Origin of the sequence: Corynebacterium hylobatis, from assembly GCF_003955685.1 — a bacterium.
Taxonomy (GTDB): Bacteria; Actinomycetota; Actinomycetes; order Mycobacteriales; family Mycobacteriaceae; genus Corynebacterium; species Corynebacterium hylobatis.
Genome location: NZ_RXHJ01000005.1, coordinates 236854 through 251825, shown reverse-complemented (window position 1 = coordinate 251825; position 14972 = coordinate 236854). Strand labels below are relative to the sequence as shown.

The window sequence follows — 14972 nt, the reverse complement described above, 5'->3', positions numbered from 1 at the left end:
ACCGTGCCCACCGTCGCCACCGCCGGTTTCGCCGCCGCCCTCATCAGTCTCGGCCTGGTTGTCATCGGGGCCGCGGCACAGGTCAGCGCGCACCAGCAGGCGCGCGTGGCGGCTGACCTGGCCGCGGTGGCCGCCGCCCACGCCCACGCCCGGGGTGAGAACACCTGCGCCGTGGCCGGGCAGGTCGCGGGCCACAACGGGGCCGCACTGAGCGGATGCGTGGTCACGGGTGCCGATGTCACCATCACCGCGCGGATCGGCAGGAGGGAGGTCAGTTCGACGGCGGGCCCGGTGTAGCCCCCGTCATCGTCACCAGTGCACCCAACAGTTTCAGAGCGCCGGCCTTGTCCAGCGGGTGGTTGCCGTTGCCGCACTTCGGGGACTGGATGCATGACGGGCAACCGGACTCGCAGCCGCAGGAACGCACCGCCTCGAAGGTCGCTTCGATCCACTCGGGGAAACGGGCGAAACCCTCGTCAGCGAAACCCGCTCCGCCGGGGTTGCCGTCATAGACGAAGACCGTCGGTAGCTGCGTGTCCGGGTGCAGCGCGGTGGATACCCCGCCGATGTCCCAGCGGTCGCACGTGGCGATCAACGGCAGCAACCCGATTGCCGCATGCTCAGCGGCGTGCAGCGTACCCGGGATGTCGGCCGCCGTGATCCCCATCGCTGCCAGGGCGAGCGGATCAACAGTGTAGGCGACTGCCCGGGTGCGCAGACGCTGCTCCGGCATCGCCAGCGGAACGACATCCGCGGTGGTGCCGTCAGCGAGTTTGATCAGGTATCCGGTCACCCGGTCGGTGACCTCCACCTCCACGTTGGCCACCCACAGGCCAGGGGAACAGTTGATCAGCTCACCCTCACCCGGGCTCCCCAGAATCCGGATGTCGGTCTCCGAGCGGGCAACCGTGGTGTAGTCCGGCAGCTCGGGGCGGGCAAGGGCGACATGGTCATCGAAGTCCAGCTCCTCGATGACGAAGCTCTCGCTCTGGTGCAGGTACACCGCGCCGGGATGGACCTGGGCTGCGGCGCGCGCCGCATCGACGGTGCCCAGCAGGCGGCCGTCGGAGACGTCGACGATCATGACCTCCTCCCCGGAGCCGCCCCGCAGATTCACTGCAGCGTGGGCGTTCTCGGGGGTGAGGGGGGCGTCGATGAGCGGGGTGGGGAACCAGCCGCGTGGACGCTTCCGGAGCAGCCCCGCGGCGGTGAGTTCCCCGACGACCTCCCCGGCGCCGAGGGCAGCCACGTCCGCCTCGCTCAACGGCTTCTCGACGGCCGCGCAGTAGACGTGTCCGCGCAGCACATAGGGGTTGCGCGGGTTGAACACGGAGCGCTCCACCGGCCGGCCGAGCAGCGCCTGGGGGTGGTGGATGAGGTAGGTGTCCATCGGTTCGTCCCGGGCCACCAGCACCACGATCGAACCCTGGCCGCGTCTGCCGGCGCGACCGGCCTGCTGCCAGAAGCTGGCCACTGTCCCCGGGAAACCGGCGGTGACCACGGCGTCGAGGCCACCGACGTCGATGCCCAGCTCAAGGGCGTTGGTGGTGGCCACGCCCAGCAGGGTGCCGTCGTCGAGTTCGCGTTCCAGCCGGCGGCGGTCCTCGGCCAGGTAACCGGCGCGGTAGGCCGCGATGCGACGGGCGAAGTCGGTACGCCCCATCGTCGACAGCGCCTCCTGGGTGCGCAGGGCCACCACCTCGGCGGAACGGCGGGAGCGCACGAAAGTAAGGGTGCGTGCGCCCTCGGCGACGAGGGTGGCCATGATGCCGGCGGCTTCGGTGGTGGCGGCGCGGCGGACGGGTGCGCCCTGTTCGCCCTCCACGCCCTCGAGGAAACCCGGCTCCCAGAGCAGGACGGTCCGGGCACCGGTGGGGGCACCGTCTCCGGTGATGGCCTGCACGGGGCGGCCGATGAGGTTGGCGGCGTGGGCAGCCGGATCGTGCGCGGTGGCCGAAGCCAGGATCACCGTCGGGTCCGCCCCGTAGTGGGTGGTCAGCCGCAGCAGCCGGCGCAGCACCAGGGCGACGTTCGCGCCGAAGACCCCGCGGTAGGTGTGGCACTCGTCGATGACGATGAAACGCAGGTGCCGCAGCAGGCGGGCCCAGCGGGCGTGGTGGGCGAGGACGGAGACGTGCAGCATATCGGGATTGGTGAACACGAACCTCGTCGTGTCGCGGATGCCGGTGCGTGCCTCAGTGGGGGTGTCCCCGTCGTAGGGGGCGGGGTGGATGGTGTCCAGTCCCTCGACCGCGCGGGTGAGGGCGGTGACGGCGGCCAACTGGTCCGAGCCCAGCGCCTTGGTCGGGGTCAGGTAGAGGGCGCAGGCAGTGGGGTCGGTGGCCAGGTGGCTGAGGATGGGCAGCAGGTAGCCCAGGGATTTGCCGGAGCTGGTACCGGTGGCCACCACCACGTCCGTGCCCGCGTGCGCGAGGGTGGCGGTCTCGGCCTGGTGGCTGTAGAGCGCGGTGATTCCCGAGTCCGTGAGGTGTGTCCGCAGGTACGGGTGGACCCATTCGGGCCAGGGTGCGGTCCGGGCGGGTCGGGCCGGGATGACGGTGGAGTAGGTGCAGGAGGAGGCGGGGAAGCGGCGGGTGATCTCCGCAGCGAGCTCCGCACCCAGTGGATTTGGACTAGTCAGGAGGATCACCCCTTTCCGTGGGAGAGGTCTCAAAAAATCTGCCCGGAAACGCCGTAAGACTATCGCGCCCCTTCAATTCGTGACACACTGGGTCCTGGTCGCAGTTCTATGCGTTACGTTTACGTGCTCGCAAGGATATTTGCGCGAGCACCCGAATCATCGCTCCATACCGGGGGTGGTGGTTACTCGGGGGTTCGATACGACCCGGTTGTCGGCAGGTGTCGGCACCGTACCACCTCCACGTCAAGAAATAGGTAAGAAAACATGGCACAGGGAACTGTGAAGTGGTTCAACGCTGAAAAGGGCTTTGGTTTCATCGCCCCGGCCGACGGTTCGGCCGACGTCTTCGTTCACTACTCTGAGATCCAGGGCTCCGGCTTCCGCACCCTCGAAGAGAACCAGCAGGTTGAGTTCGAGATCGGTGAGGGCGCCAAGGGCCCGCAGGCTCAGGCTGTTCGTCCGCTCTAAGCCTCACTGACCTTCAAGGAAGCTTCTGGTCCTCACCGTGGGGCCGGTTAAGGTTTTCTCGCATGACCGTCCACCCGTGTACGCGGGGCAGGACGGTCATTGTTGTTTCCGGGGTTGGTCCCGGGCCGGTTCACCGGCCTGCCTCCGTCGGTACAGCAGGTCCTGCACCCGCTGGACCAGCAGGCCGACGAGAGTGCCCAGCGTAATGCCCACGATCATGCCCACAAGCGGGTAGTCGGAGAAGATCCAGCCGCCGAGGTAGCCGATGAGCACGGCCTGCAGGGCCCAGATGACCACGCCGATCGTGTCGTAGAGGAAGAACCAGCGCCAGGGGTAGCGCACGGAACCGAGCATGATCGTCATGAACCACCGGGCCCAGGGGATGAAGCGGGCCACAATGATGGTGGTGGCGGCGTTGCGGCGGATGTTCCCCCGCACCCAGGCCACGGCCCGCCCCCGGGCGGAGTCCGCGGGGACGCTCTCCACGAAACGGATCAGCCGGGTACCCAGGAGATAACAGATGTTGTCGCCGACGACCGCACCGACGACCGCGATCTGGATGACGGTGAGCAGGTCCGGCACGCCCCGCGAACCGGACCAGGATCCGGCGAGGGTGAGCACGGCCTCGCTGGGAATCAGTGGCAGCAGCGAGTCGAGGATCACCAGCCCTGCCAGCACAGGGTAGAAGACCGGCAGGGTCAGCAGCGTCTCCACCCATGTCACGATCTGCTCGGTCATTGGCGCCAGAGTAGTGTGCGGGCACAGTCGGCGGCAGGGAGGTCACTGTGAATTCCGGGTGAGTTGCCCGACCACAGGAGGGCCATTAAATACTGTGTAACGTATTGCCCAGTACCGGGTCTGGGCTAAAGTCACCCGGAAAGGACGGGTTCGCCGGCCAGACATGCAGCCGGCGGACACACCGTGGCACCAGTTAGATGAGAGGGAAGATCCCCCAGTGGCAGAAGCGAAGGGATCAGGGATGAAGACCCTGGTCATTGTGGAGTCGTCGACCAAGGCGAAGAAGATCCAGCCTTATCTGGGTGACGACTACATTGTCGAGGCCTCGGTCGGACACATCCGTGACCTTCCCCGCGGTGCCGCCGATGTGCCGGTGAAGTACAAGAAGGAACCCTGGGCGCGGCTGGGGGTGGACACGGAGCACGGCTTCGCCCCGCTCTACGTGGTCAGCCCCGACAAGAAGAAGAAGGTCGCCGACCTCAAGGCCAAGCTGAAGCTCTGCGATGAGCTGCTGCTGGCCACAGACCCTGACCGTGAGGGCGAGGCCATCGCCTGGCACCTGCTCGAGGTACTCAAGCCGACGGTCCCGGTGCGCCGGATGGTGTTCAACGAGATCACCAAGCCCGCCATCCTCGCGGCCGCGGAGAACACCCGTGAGCTGGACGTCAACCTCGTCGACGCCCAGGAGACCCGCCGCATCCTCGATCGTCTCTACGGTTACGAGGTGTCGCCGGTGCTGTGGAAGAAGGTCATGCCGCGCCTGTCGGCCGGCCGTGTCCAGTCGGTGGCCACCCGCGTCATCGTCGAGCGGGAACGCGAGCGCATGGCCTTCGTCTCCGCCGAGTACTGGGATCTGTCCGCTGAGCTGGACACCGGCAACGAGGCACAGGACCCGGAGAACCCGCGTACCTTCCAGGCGAAGCTGGCCACGATCAACGGCCAGCGGGTCGCCCAGGGGCGTGACTTCGATGACCGGGGCCGCCTCAAGGGGGAGGCGGTGGTCGTCGGCAAGCAGCAGGCCGAGGCACTGGCCGAGGCCCTGCAGGGCGTGGACATGCAGGTCTCCGGTGTGGAGGAGAAGCCCTACACCCGCCGCCCCTACGCGCCGTTCATGACCTCCACCCTCCAGCAGGAGGCGGGCCGGAAGCTGCACTACACCTCGGACCGCACGATGCGTATCGCGCAGCGGCTGTACGAGAACGGTCACATCACCTATATGCGTACGGACTCGATCTCGCTGTCGGAGCAGGGCATCCAGGCCTCCCGCCAGCAGGCGAAGGAACTCTACGGTGACGCCTTCGTCGCCGATTCCCCGCGCCGCTACGAGCGCAAGTCGAAGAACTCGCAGGAGGCGCACGAGGCGATCCGTCCCGCCGGCGAACGCTTCGCCACCCCCGGGGAGCTGCACAGCCAGCTCGATGCCGAGGAATTCAAGCTCTACGAGCTGATCTGGCAGCGCACCGTCGCCTCCCAGATGTCGGACGCGAAGGGCACCTCCATGAAGGTGACCATCGCGGGCCAGGCACGCACCGGCGAGCAGACCGAGTTCTCCGCCACCGGCCGCACCATCACCTTCCCTGGTTTCCTGCGCGCCTACGTCGAGACCACGAAGCTTGACGACGGCCGCGACGTCGCCGACAACGCCGAGAAACGCCTGCCCAACCTCACCGAGGGCGACGCCCTCAGCGCCGCCGGGATCAGCGCCGACGGCCACGCCACCAACCCGCCGGCCCGCTACACCGAGGCCAGCCTGGTCAAGAAGATGGAGGAGCTGGGCATCGGCCGCCCCTCGACCTATGCGTCGATCATCAAGACCATCCAGGACCGCGGCTACGTCGTCCCGCGGGGCAACGCGCTCGTACCCAGCTGGGTCGCCTTCGCCGTGGTCGGCCTGCTGGAGAACCATTTCGGCCCCCTCGTCGACTACGACTTCACCTCCTCCATGGAGGACGAGCTGGACAACATCGCCGCAGGCGAGGAGGACCGCACCGAGTGGCTCACCGGCTTCTACTTCGGTGACGCCGAGGCCGATGACAGCACCGCGGAGTCCATCGCCCGCCACGGTGGGCTGAAGAGCCTGGTGGGCACCAACCTCGAGCACATCGACGCTCGTTCGGTGAACTCCCTGCACCTGTTCGACGATGAGGATGGCCGCCCGGTCAACGTCCGCGTCGGCCGCTACGGCCCCTACATCGAGCGGAAGGTCGGTGAGACCGCCGAGGGGGAGCCGGAGTACCAGCGCGCCAACCTGCCGGAGTCCACCACCCCGGACGAGCTCAACCTGGAACTGGCCGAGAAGCTCTTCGCCACCCCGCAGGGCGGCCGCGAGCTGGGGACCAACCCGGCCACCGGCCGCATGGTCGTGGCCAAGGAGGGCCGTTACGGCCCTTATGTCACCGAGGTCGTGCGTGATGACGAGCGCGCCACCGCCGAGGCCGCGGCCGAGGAGGTCGTGGCGCAGGAGCGGGCCGAGGAGGACGCCCAGCGTGCCGCCGACGGCATGCGTGCGAAGAACTGGGGCACCAAGACCGCTGCCGCCCAGAAGGAGAAGCGGATCAACGCCCTGGTGGAGGAGAACCTCAAACCGGGCACCGCCTCCCTGTTCAAGTCGATGGAGCCGGCGTCGGTCACCCTGGAGCAGGCGCTGCAGCTGCTCAGCCTGCCTCGCGAGGTGGGTGTGGACCCGGTCGACAACGAGGTCATCACCGCCCAGAACGGCCGCTACGGCCCCTACCTGAAGAAGGGTTCGGATTCGCGTTCGCTGGCGGATGAAGACCAGATTTTCACCATCACCCTCGACGAGGCGCGCCGCATCTACGCCGAGCCGAAGCGCCGGGGCCGCACCGCGGCCGCACCGCCGCTGAAGGTCCTCGGCGACAACGACGTCTCCGGCAAGCCGATGACCGTCAAGGACGGCCGTTTCGGCCCCTATGTCACCGACGGCACCACCAACGCCTCGCTGCGCAAGGGCGACAGCCCGGAGACGATCACCGACGCCCGCGCCAACGAGCTGCTCTCCGAGCGTCGCGCCAAGGAGGCGGCTGACGGTAAGGCCCCGGCGAAGAAGACGACCAAGAAGACAACCAAGAAGACGACCGCCAAGAAGACCACGCGCAAGGCGCCCTCCCCGGGCACCAAGCGTGTGATCAAGGCGGGTAACCGGAAGCAGTGACCCGTCGCTAGGGTGGGGGCCATGAATCGTATGGTCACCCACACCCAGGATGGCGCCGAGGCCCTCTTCGCCTCCGTCACCACCGGCCTCCGGGAACCGGAGCGCCTCGCCTACCTCAGCCTCGGTGAGCTCGTCGCCTGGTCGAACATCTTCCGCTGGCAGCGGGTGCGATCGGTGGTCACCCCCTTCCTCCACCCGTTGCTGGCCGCCACCATCCTGCGCACGAACCGGGAACCGGTCCTGCTGGCGGGGATGGCCGGGGGGCTGGTGGGCAGTGTCGTCAAGCTGCGGCGGCCGGAGAAAACCCCGGTGCTGGGCATGTTCGGCCTCGCAGCCAACCACGCCGCCTATTCCGCGGCGCTGGTCTCCCATGGGGCACGCCCCTCCGCGGGCCGGGTGGCCCTGCGGGCGGCGGCCTGGACGACCGGTGTGGGGTTGGCCGTGTGGCGGAAGAAGCAGCTCATCGCCCCGGCTGTCCTGGCCGGTGTCTTCGTCTCCGCGACTTCGGCCCTCGCGGACGACCCGGCCCTGCAGGATGGTTCCACCCCCGCCAGAGGGCTCGGGCACGCCGGCAACCTGCTGCTCGGTGCCGAAGGCATTGCCCTGCTGCGCGAGACCGTGTGCACCGGCGACAAACTGGGTCACCGGCTTCTCGACGCCACCATGACCGCCGCCAACGTCATCGGCAACGTCCTCATGGTCGACGGGCTGACGCGGCGCACGCCCCGGGACAGCGGGGCGTCGGCAGGCTAGCGGCAGACTAGGCCCCGCCGCGGAACCGTACCAGCGGCGGGCCGATCACGGGTTGGATCCGCTTGACGATCGTGCCGATGAGGAAGGCCGCGGCAATGGTGCCCTCACGCACGCCGACGACCGCACCGGCGAACAGCAGCCCGAGGATGATGGCGGAGATCACGGTGATGAGGTCGAAACCGATTTTGACGTAGCCGAAGACGAACAGACGCCGCCTGCCGAACACCCGGGACAGCTCCGTGCTGATCGCCAGGACCACTGCCTCCCCGGCGAGCATGAGAGTGTTCGCGGAGATCTGGAAGCAGATGCCCGTGCTCAGCAGGAGCAGGCCGATGAGCACGATCAGCCACTGCTGCCAGTACGCGGAATAGGTGACCCAGGAGGTCAGCCACAGGGCGAGGTCGTTGAACAGGCCGAACACGACCGCCAGGGGGATCTGCAACAGCTGGAAGGCCTGGAAACGGCTCCGCAGCAGCAGGACCTGGATCAGGACCAGACCGATGTTGAAGATGATCGTGGTCATCCCCAGCGTGAGCGGGCTGATCAGGCTGAGGACATAGGGCAGCGAGGAGATCGTGGTGGTGCCCAGATCACTGCGCACCGACAGAGCTATGCCGAAGGCCATGAACAACATGCCTGTGACAAGCAGGGCAAGCCTGCGGGGTTGCAGTTTCTCCATCTCAGGAACGGTCCGCCATCGTCGCGCGGATGGGGCGGGCCAGCTGGGTCATCTCCCGGCGCCCGCGCAGCTCCACCGACTTCATGACGGTCCAGCGGGCCTGCTCGGCCTCGTTCGCCCCACGCAGCGTGGCGGCGTTGGTGAGCACCCGGCCGGGGGTGTCCTTGGCCAGGTCGGTAAGGCGCGCCGCGGAGTTCACGGCGTCACCGATGACGGTGTACTCGAAACGGTCCGAGCCACCGATGTGGCCGGCGACGACGTGGCCCGCGGCCACACCGATGCCGGCCTGCAGCTCCATGCCCTTGAGCTCCTGCCGCAGCTCGCGGGCGGCGGTGAGGGCATGGGAGGTGGCGTCGGGAAGCCCGATGGGGGCCCCGAAGACGGCGAGCGCGGCGTCACCCTGGAATTTGTTGATGATGCCCTTGTTACGGTGCACCACCGTGACCACGTGCTCGAAGAATTTGTTCAGCTCCTCGACGACCTCCTCCGGCGAATGGTTCACCGCGAAGGTCGTCGAACCTATGACATCGACGAACAGGACGGCGACCTTGCGGTCCTCACCGCCCAGGGTGGGACGCTCCTCCAGGGCGCGTTTGGCCACCTCGATGCCGACGTAGCGGCCGAAGATGTCCCGCACCCGCTGGCGTTCCTTCAACCCGCGCATCATCTCGTTGAAACCGGCCTGCAGGACACCGATCTCGGAGCCGTCGTAGATGTCCACCTCGGCGTCGGTGTCGCCGCGGCGCACCCGGTTGATGGCCTCCTGCAGCTCCAGGATCGGGTCCACCACGCTCATGATGGCGAAGCTCGTGCCCACGAAACCGGTCAACAGGGCGGCCCCCGCCAACGCCACGAGAGCCGGGATGATCTCCGCGGCGTTGTCGGTGAAGAAGCCGAGTTTCTGGCCCAGGATGATCAGCAGGATTCCCACCAGCGGCAGGGCCGTGGTCATCAGCCAGGTCATCCGCAACCGCTGCGTGATCGGGGGCTCCAGGGTGGAGTCCTCGAAACGCCGGGCCAGCGCGGAGGCGGCCACCGGACGCACGAGGCGTTCCGCCAGCAGGTAGGTGATCAGGACGACCACCATGCCTGTCAGCACCGTCGTCAGACCAATGACCAGCGCCAGCCGCCAACTCGAGGACGAGGCCACCACCACCGCGATCGCGATGCCGATCACCCACACCACGGCACAGACCACCGCCTGATACACCGGCAGACGCATCACCAGGTTGCGGACCATGTTCGGGTCATGGTCATCCGGCTTGCGCTGCCACTCCAGCACAGGCCGGAACAGCAGCAGTGTGGCCACAACGGCGACGATCACCGCGAATGCCAGATACGTCAGCCCGATGACCTCCAGGTGCGGGACATCGGCGGTGAAGCCACGCACCTCCGGCATCGGGATGAGGAAACGCACGAACAGCATGATCGCCAACGCACCGATGACGTTGGCCGCGAGCACCACAGCGGCATACAGGGGCCACGACGTGCCCCACAGCCACCTGACCGCCCGCAAAAGTCGACTCATGGTTCCTTACTCTAACCTCCCCACCCCTCCCACGTAGGCACCGCTTGAGCGTGCCGAATAGGGTGGGTGGGGTGAACACCGTTGCCAACCGTCTCGCCGACACCCCCACCGTCCGGGACACCGTGCTCGCCGCCGCCACCGCGACCCGTGCCTTCATCCGGGGGGAAGCACATGAACTCGGCAGCGCCATGGCACACGCCTGGATCTTCACCGGGCCGCCCGGCTCCGGACGCTCCGTGGCCGCCCTCAACTTCGCCGCGGCCCTCCAGTGCACCGACCCCACCGAACCCGGCTGCGGCCGCTGCCGCAACTGCCATGACGTCTTCGCCGACTCCCACACCGACGTCCTCCACATCGTGCCCGCGGAGTTATCCATCGGCATCAAACCGATGCGGGAGATGCGTACCGAGGCAGTGAAGATGCCCACCGTCGCCCCCTGGCGGGTCATCATCATCGAGGATGCGGACCGGTTCACCCCCGAGGCCGCGGATGCCATCCTCAAGGTAGTGGAGGAACCCCCGGCCCACACCGTCATCATCATGTGCGCCCCCTCGATCGACCCGGAGGACTTCTCCCCGACACTGCGTTCCCGCTGCCGCCACCTCTACGTCCCGTACCCCTCAATCGACCACATCGTCTCCCTGCTCATCGACGAATGCGGCGCCACCTCCGAGGACGCCCGCCTGGCGGCTGTCGCCTCCAACCGGCACATCGGGCGCGCCCGCCGGCTGGTCTCTGATGCGGACGCGCAGCAGCGTCGCGCCAGCATCCTCAACCTCGCCGAGATGGTCTTCCACCACGATGAGGCATTCAAGGCCTCCACCGCCTTCCTCAAGACCGTGGACAAGCAGGTCAAGTCCCTGAGCGACGAACAGGACGCCGGGGAACTCGCCGAGCTGGAACGTGCCCTGGGCAAGGGCGGACGCGGCAAGGGCACCCAGAGGGTCATGGACGGTTCCGCCGGCATGGTCAAGGACCTGGAGAAGAAGCAGAAGATGCGCCGCAACCGCCGCAACCGCGACTTCCTCGACCTCGCCCTCGTGGACCTCGCCGGCCTCTACCGCGATGCCCTCATGCGCGCCGTGGGGGCCGACGTCCAACTGACCCACCCCGACTTCGAGAGGTCGGCCGGCGACCTAGCCGGGCGCGTGTCTGAACCGGGACTGGTCGAGTGCCTGGACGCGGTGACTAAGGCCCGGGAACACATCAGCGTCAACGTCACCCCGACCATCGCCATCGACGGCATGCTCGGCCGCATCCGCCTCGCGTGCGGGGTGTCCTGAGGTTGTGTCCCGGGTGCTTTTCTGGTGCACCGCGATTTCTTCGCTCCACCGCAGTGCGCTAGAATATCCCCTCGGTACTGTTTGCGCAGGTGACTGCGCAGATTCAGATACAGCACCACGCCGCCTTAGCTCAGTCGGTAGAGCGTCTCACTCGTAATGAGAAGGTCAGGAGTTCGATTCTCCTAGGCGGCTCCACATAAAGGCAGGTCAGGCCCCCTCTCTGGAAGCGGAGAGGGGGCCTGCTGTCATCTCGGACCACACAGGGACCACACGGGCTACGCGCGCCCCCTGGTCGAGGTGCCCGGCGCGCTGGTCGGATGGTCTCCGGGGCGTGAACGGCAGCGACCGCCGGGACGTGATGGTCCGGGCGGTCGTGGTGATCTTCGTCACTATGGAGATTGAGGGGCCAGGCCTCCCTCGTGCTGCGTTTTCGTGGTTGGCGCGCCGGGAGCCGGCGGTGGATCTTTCCCGGAGAGAGAGAAGGGCTGACTGATGCGCCGAGGGGACGAGTCAGCCCGGGAGAGCCGCTGAGATTTTCGGGGGCGGGGTCAGATCGACCTGTTCCCGGGCGCGGCGGAGGTTACCGGACCCACCCGGTGGGCTGGTTGTTGTTCCCATCGAGTGCGTGGCCGGCCTCTACGCGCGGGATGGCCTTCATGCGGGACAGCTGAGCCACGGCACCGTCCGGGTCGAGGTTGTACTTGCGGATCATGTCCTCCCGGGCGCTGGCGCTGAGCCGGCCCAGGCTGATCGCCTGGTCTACGACCTGTTCCGCGGCGAGTCGCTTCTCCTGCGTCTGCGCGGTGACGCCGAGACGGGCGGCAACCTTGATGTCCTCCCAGGTCTCGGCGTCGATCACCACGGAGGTAGGAGCACTGGCGGCCACGGCAGCAGGGTCAGAGCCGGTGGATTCAGGTGTCTCGGCGGCCTTTTCGGCCAGGGCGGTGACCGCGGCGACTACCTCGTCAGCGGTCGCGGCCGGGTCGAGTCCGAGGACGTCGAGGAGAGTGGCGTACTGCTCAGGTATGAAGGTGGGGCCGGCGGCCAGGCTGACGCGCTGGTTCCGGCCGCGGGTGAGGAAGCTCATGGTGATCCCTTCCGGGTTAGTAGTACAGGCTGACATAGGCGTCATCGCCAGCGTCAGCGGTGGTCACGACGTAGCCGACAGCTTCGCCCGTGGTGTGGGTGATGGCGGTGCCGGCGGGCCCGACCTCCACCTGTGTGCCGGCGGTGATCGCGGTGCCGGCGGTGACGGTGACAACGCGGCTGGCACCACGGGCCAGGCCGACGAGCTCGTCAGCTGCGGCGTCGTACTTGATGACGCCGGCGATACGAGATCCTGCAGCGGCGGTAGTGATCGACACGTTCCCGCCGTCCATCTCGCCAGCGATAGCCGCGAAGGTCTTGCCGGTGACGTCGGCGGCCGCGCGGCACGTGAGGTCAGTACCGGGCGCGTAGATGTCGTGCATGGGGTTGGAGTACATGGTCAGGGCCTCTCTGTTTACGGGGTGGTGATACCGCTGATGACGCCGAGGGCGGCGGGGAAGGTGACGCCCATGACGGGCATGGCCCAGCCCTGAACCCAGCTCTGGCGGTGGTGCTCGTCGCGGAAGGTACGCACCGTCAGGGATTCCTCGTAGCGGACGAAACCCAAGCTCTTCGGGTCCACGACGTAGGCGTTGTCCTTGGGGACGTAGATCGAGGAGACGAGCTGAAGGCCGAAGTCCTTGAGCATGGGGGTCAGCTTCTCTCCGTAGGCGATCGTCAGGTCCGCGCGGGTGGACGGGTTGACGAGCAGCTTGGTGAACACCACGCCCATGTCGCGGTCCTCGTTGACGGCGAAGAGTGCGGCCAGGTCGGCGGTGGGCCGTTCCCGCGGCGGGGTGATCGTGGTCGGGTCACCGTCGAGGATGGTGGTGTCCCACGCGGCGGTGGCCGGCAGGGTCAGCACCTCGTCAGCTTCCTGCGCGGCCTGCACAGTCTCAATCGCCCGCTGGTTGATCTTGCGGGTGATGGTGTTGCTCAACTTCGTGACGTCGTTGTCGAAGTCGATGGTGTTGTTGCGGGTGCGTGCCTCGTCGGTGACGGCGAACTTGCCACCGAAGTCCTGAACGCGGGCGATCTGAGACTCCGGGCGAGTGGAGTACAGCACCGGGTACTCGTCGCCGGGCTGGCGGTCTGCGACATCGTTCTCGGTGTACAGGTGCTTCTCGGTGATCTTGGAGAAGATCACCGCGCCACCGGTGACGGGACCAGAGTCAGCGGAAAACAGGTTATCCACGACAAGGTTCGGGGTGGCCTTGTCAGCGATACGCTGCTCAATGGAGGCCGGGAACTTGAGGGCCTGGTCAACGGTGATACGTCCGTTGTCGACGTTGGCCTGTCCGGGATAGAACATCGGTTAGTTCTCCTTACGGTCGTGGTGGTCCTGCGCTGCGAGGAACCCGTGGGCCCAGACAGCCAGGTGGGAGGGGTCGGCGTAAGCGGGAACGTCATCGCCCCACTGCGCGCCGGGCTGGAGCGTGTGGACGTCGACGCCCGGGTCCGGGGGAGTCAGCGTGTAGTCGGTGGGCAGGTTGTCCAGCAGGTCGTCGGTGGACATGACGGTGGTCGTCCGGACAAGGTAGCGGGGATCAACGGTCATGGGTCTCTCCTTGCGTGTAGTGGTCGCGAAGTGAAGCCAGGTCAGTGATGGCCGGCCACGTCGCGCCGAGAAGGGAAAGGGCGGTCACCGCGAAACGGTGGACCCCGTGGGGTGTGTCGAGGTTGAACGTGGCCTCAATGCTGCGGTGGGAAAACGCGGTGGGCATGATCTCGGCAAACCATGCTGGGATGTCCACCAGGTCACCCAGCAGGGTGTGACCGTTGTCGGCCAGGCGGAGATTGGCCACCCAGCCCAGCGCCGGGTCACCGTCGAACCGGGGATCTGTGTGCCCCAGCTTCAACGGCGGGGCCGGAAGAGCAGCGGCGGAAGCGACAGCCGCGGCAAGGTCAGCGCGGGTGATGGACACCGTGCCGGTCATGGCATCCCACACCCCGGTCTTGGCCAGCTCGACATCGGTAAATGAGCAGAGTTCAGACCCGGTGGCCACACCATTCGAGAACATCATCTCGGTGGAATACCCAGCGGCCAGCGAGTTTCGTGGCGGGAAGCCGGCCGCGCTGCGCGAGGGCACGGACGTTGCGGGGCGAACAGCCGAGGATCTCGGCAGCGGTGAAGACGTCGATCTGCTCATGGACCACAGTGTCATCCGGGCCCTCGTCGGCGTATTCCGTTGTACCCGGTACGGAACCAATCGCTACCGCGAGCGACCGCACCGGTGCAGCGAGACGACCACCACGACGGGCCAGCTCGTTATTCGCTGCGAGCAGAGCCCGCCCCAGCAACCGGGCGGTCTCCCCACTGAGGATGACATCACCGGACGGGGTGAACACAGGCCGCGCCACACCTGTGATGGGCGCGCCGGGTGCGGTGGTCATTTCTTACCTGACCTCTCGATGGTTTCGGCGGCGCCCACCAACTCGTCGGCCAGGCGGTAGGCCGCGGCGGGAGAGAGCGTGATCGTGACGTTCGAGGATGGCCTGAGCGCGATGTACTGGTTCCGTGTCCGGCGGCGGGATCTAAGGACCTTGACCTGAGGGACAGGGTGGGCGGTGGTGTCGGGGTTGAGTTTCGGCACTTTCGTTACGTCACTTTCGTCACGGGGTGA

The 14972-nt window shown here is 67.2% G+C and carries 16 protein-coding genes and 1 tRNA gene; 6 read left to right on the top strand and 11 right to left on the bottom strand.

The window, feature by feature from the left end; genetic code table 11:
- Nucleotides 1–3 precede the first annotated feature (3 nt).
- Nucleotides 4–297, top strand: a complete 294-nt coding sequence (locus EAH68_RS05405) for an Rv3654c family TadE-like protein (RefSeq protein ID WP_126120297.1) — start codon at nucleotides 4–6, stop codon at nucleotides 295–297.
- Here the strand turns inward: EAH68_RS05405 and EAH68_RS05400 are convergent.
- A complete protein-coding gene (locus EAH68_RS05400) occupies nucleotides 272–2641 on the bottom strand; it encodes a DEAD/DEAH box helicase (RefSeq protein WP_126120368.1) in 2370 nt (789 codons plus the stop codon). The two genes, EAH68_RS05405 and EAH68_RS05400, sit on opposite strands and share 26 nt — an antisense overlap.
- A gap of 264 nt (nucleotides 2642–2905) precedes the next feature.
- Here EAH68_RS05400 and EAH68_RS05395 point away from each other — a divergent pair, with 264 nt between their 5' ends.
- Nucleotides 2906–3109 (top strand): cold-shock protein, encoded by a 204-nt coding sequence (locus EAH68_RS05395; RefSeq protein WP_040084711.1) that lies wholly within the window; start codon nucleotides 2906–2908, stop codon nucleotides 3107–3109.
- A gap of 96 nt (nucleotides 3110–3205) precedes the next feature.
- Here the strand turns inward: EAH68_RS05395 and EAH68_RS05390 are convergent, their stop codons facing one another.
- Nucleotides 3206–3847 (bottom strand): DedA family protein, encoded by a 642-nt coding sequence (locus EAH68_RS05390; protein WP_126120296.1) that lies wholly within the window; start codon nucleotides 3845–3847, stop codon nucleotides 3206–3208.
- Between the two features lie 241 nt (nucleotides 3848–4088).
- Here EAH68_RS05390 and topA point away from each other — a divergent pair, with 241 nt between their 5' ends.
- Together topA and EAH68_RS05380 are read left to right on the top strand one after the other, a co-directional pair.
- Nucleotides 4089–7019, top strand: a complete 2931-nt coding sequence (gene topA, locus EAH68_RS05385) for a type I DNA topoisomerase (RefSeq protein WP_126120295.1) — start codon at nucleotides 4089–4091, stop codon at nucleotides 7017–7019.
- 21 nt (nucleotides 7020–7040) lie between these two features.
- Complete coding sequence (locus EAH68_RS05380) at nucleotides 7041–7772, top strand: lysoplasmalogenase family protein (protein ID WP_126120294.1); 732 nt, start codon at nucleotides 7041–7043, stop codon at nucleotides 7770–7772.
- A 7-nt stretch (nucleotides 7773–7779) separates the two neighbouring features.
- Here EAH68_RS05380 and EAH68_RS05375 read toward each other — a convergent pair whose 3' ends face one another.
- Nucleotides 7780–8451, bottom strand: coding sequence for a YczE/YyaS/YitT family protein (locus EAH68_RS05375; protein WP_126120293.1), 672 nt, complete (start codon nucleotides 8449–8451; stop codon nucleotides 7780–7782).
- A gap of 1 nt (nucleotide 8452) precedes the next feature.
- A complete protein-coding gene (locus EAH68_RS05370) occupies nucleotides 8453–9979 on the bottom strand; it encodes an adenylate/guanylate cyclase domain-containing protein (RefSeq protein WP_126120292.1) in 1527 nt (508 codons plus the stop codon).
- A gap of 71 nt (nucleotides 9980–10050) precedes the next feature.
- Between EAH68_RS05370 and EAH68_RS05365 the strand changes: the two genes are divergently transcribed.
- Nucleotides 10051–11262 (top strand): DNA polymerase III subunit delta', encoded by a 1212-nt coding sequence (locus EAH68_RS05365; protein WP_277600457.1) that lies wholly within the window; start codon nucleotides 10051–10053, stop codon nucleotides 11260–11262.
- 119 nt (nucleotides 11263–11381) lie between these two features.
- Nucleotides 11382–11457, top strand: a tRNA-Thr gene (locus EAH68_RS05360).
- A gap of 385 nt (nucleotides 11458–11842) precedes the next feature.
- On the opposite strand, the gene EAH68_RS05355 is transcribed toward EAH68_RS05360, so the two are convergent.
- The 7 genes from EAH68_RS05355 to EAH68_RS05325 are packed head-to-tail and all read right to left on the bottom strand — an operon-like array spanning nucleotide 11843 to nucleotide 14942.
- A complete protein-coding gene (locus EAH68_RS05355; protein ID WP_164546405.1) occupies nucleotides 11843–12349 on the bottom strand; it encodes a phage protease in 507 nt (168 codons plus the stop codon).
- 16 nt (nucleotides 12350–12365) lie between these two features.
- Nucleotides 12366–12746: a capsid cement protein gene (locus EAH68_RS05350; protein WP_126120290.1), complete on the bottom strand. Its 381-nt coding sequence runs from the start codon at nucleotides 12744–12746 to the stop codon at nucleotides 12366–12368.
- Nucleotides 12747–12763: 17 nt separating this feature from the next.
- Nucleotides 12764–13660: a major capsid protein gene (locus EAH68_RS05345; RefSeq protein WP_126120289.1), complete on the bottom strand. Its 897-nt coding sequence runs from the start codon at nucleotides 13658–13660 to the stop codon at nucleotides 12764–12766.
- A gap of 3 nt (nucleotides 13661–13663) precedes the next feature.
- Entirely contained in the window at nucleotides 13664–13906 is a 243-nt protein-coding gene (locus EAH68_RS05340; protein ID WP_126120288.1) for a hypothetical protein, read from the bottom strand.
- A complete protein-coding gene (locus EAH68_RS05335) occupies nucleotides 13896–14372 on the bottom strand; it encodes a hypothetical protein (RefSeq protein WP_126120287.1) in 477 nt (158 codons plus the stop codon). Before EAH68_RS05335 ends, EAH68_RS05340 begins: the two co-directional genes overlap by 11 nt.
- A complete protein-coding gene (locus EAH68_RS05330; RefSeq protein WP_126120286.1) occupies nucleotides 14338–14742 on the bottom strand; it encodes a helix-turn-helix domain-containing protein in 405 nt (134 codons plus the stop codon). Before EAH68_RS05330 ends, EAH68_RS05335 begins: the two co-directional genes overlap by 35 nt.
- Complete coding sequence (locus tag EAH68_RS05325) at nucleotides 14739–14942, bottom strand: hypothetical protein (RefSeq protein ID WP_126120285.1); 204 nt, start codon at nucleotides 14940–14942, stop codon at nucleotides 14739–14741. The genes EAH68_RS05330 and EAH68_RS05325 overlap by 4 nt, the downstream gene beginning before the upstream one ends.
- Nucleotides 14943–14972 lie beyond the last annotated feature (30 nt).

Bases quoted from the DNA above. Each gene is read 5' to 3' on its own strand.
- EAH68_RS05395 (WP_040084711.1), top strand. From the start codon at position 2,906: ATGGCACAGGGAACTGTGAAGTGGTTCAACGCTGAAAAGGGCTTTGGT.
- EAH68_RS05390 (WP_126120296.1), bottom strand. From the start codon at position 3,847: ATGACCGAGCAGATCGTGACATGGGTGGAGACGCTGCTGACCCTGCCG.
- topA (WP_126120295.1), top strand. From the start codon at position 4,089: ATGAAGACCCTGGTCATTGTGGAGTCGTCGACCAAGGCGAAGAAGATC.
- EAH68_RS05380 (WP_126120294.1), top strand. From the start codon at position 7,041: ATGAATCGTATGGTCACCCACACCCAGGATGGCGCCGAGGCCCTCTTC.
- EAH68_RS05375 (WP_126120293.1), bottom strand. From the start codon at position 8,451: ATGGAGAAACTGCAACCCCGCAGGCTTGCCCTGCTTGTCACAGGCATG.
- EAH68_RS05370 (WP_126120292.1), bottom strand. From the start codon at position 9,979: ATGAGTCGACTTTTGCGGGCGGTCAGGTGGCTGTGGGGCACGTCGTGG.
- EAH68_RS05355 (WP_164546405.1), bottom strand. From the start codon at position 12,349: ATGAGCTTCCTCACCCGCGGCCGGAACCAGCGCGTCAGCCTGGCCGCC.
- EAH68_RS05350 (WP_126120290.1), bottom strand. From the start codon at position 12,746: ATGTACTCCAACCCCATGCACGACATCTACGCGCCCGGTACTGACCTC.
- EAH68_RS05345 (WP_126120289.1), bottom strand. From the start codon at position 13,660: ATGTTCTATCCCGGACAGGCCAACGTCGACAACGGACGTATCACCGTT.
- EAH68_RS05340 (WP_126120288.1), bottom strand. From the start codon at position 13,906: ATGACCGTTGATCCCCGCTACCTTGTCCGGACGACCACCGTCATGTCC.
- EAH68_RS05335 (WP_126120287.1), bottom strand. From the start codon at position 14,372: ATGATGTTCTCGAATGGTGTGGCCACCGGGTCTGAACTCTGCTCATTT.
- EAH68_RS05330 (WP_126120286.1), bottom strand. From the start codon at position 14,742: ATGACCACCGCACCCGGCGCGCCCATCACAGGTGTGGCGCGGCCTGTG.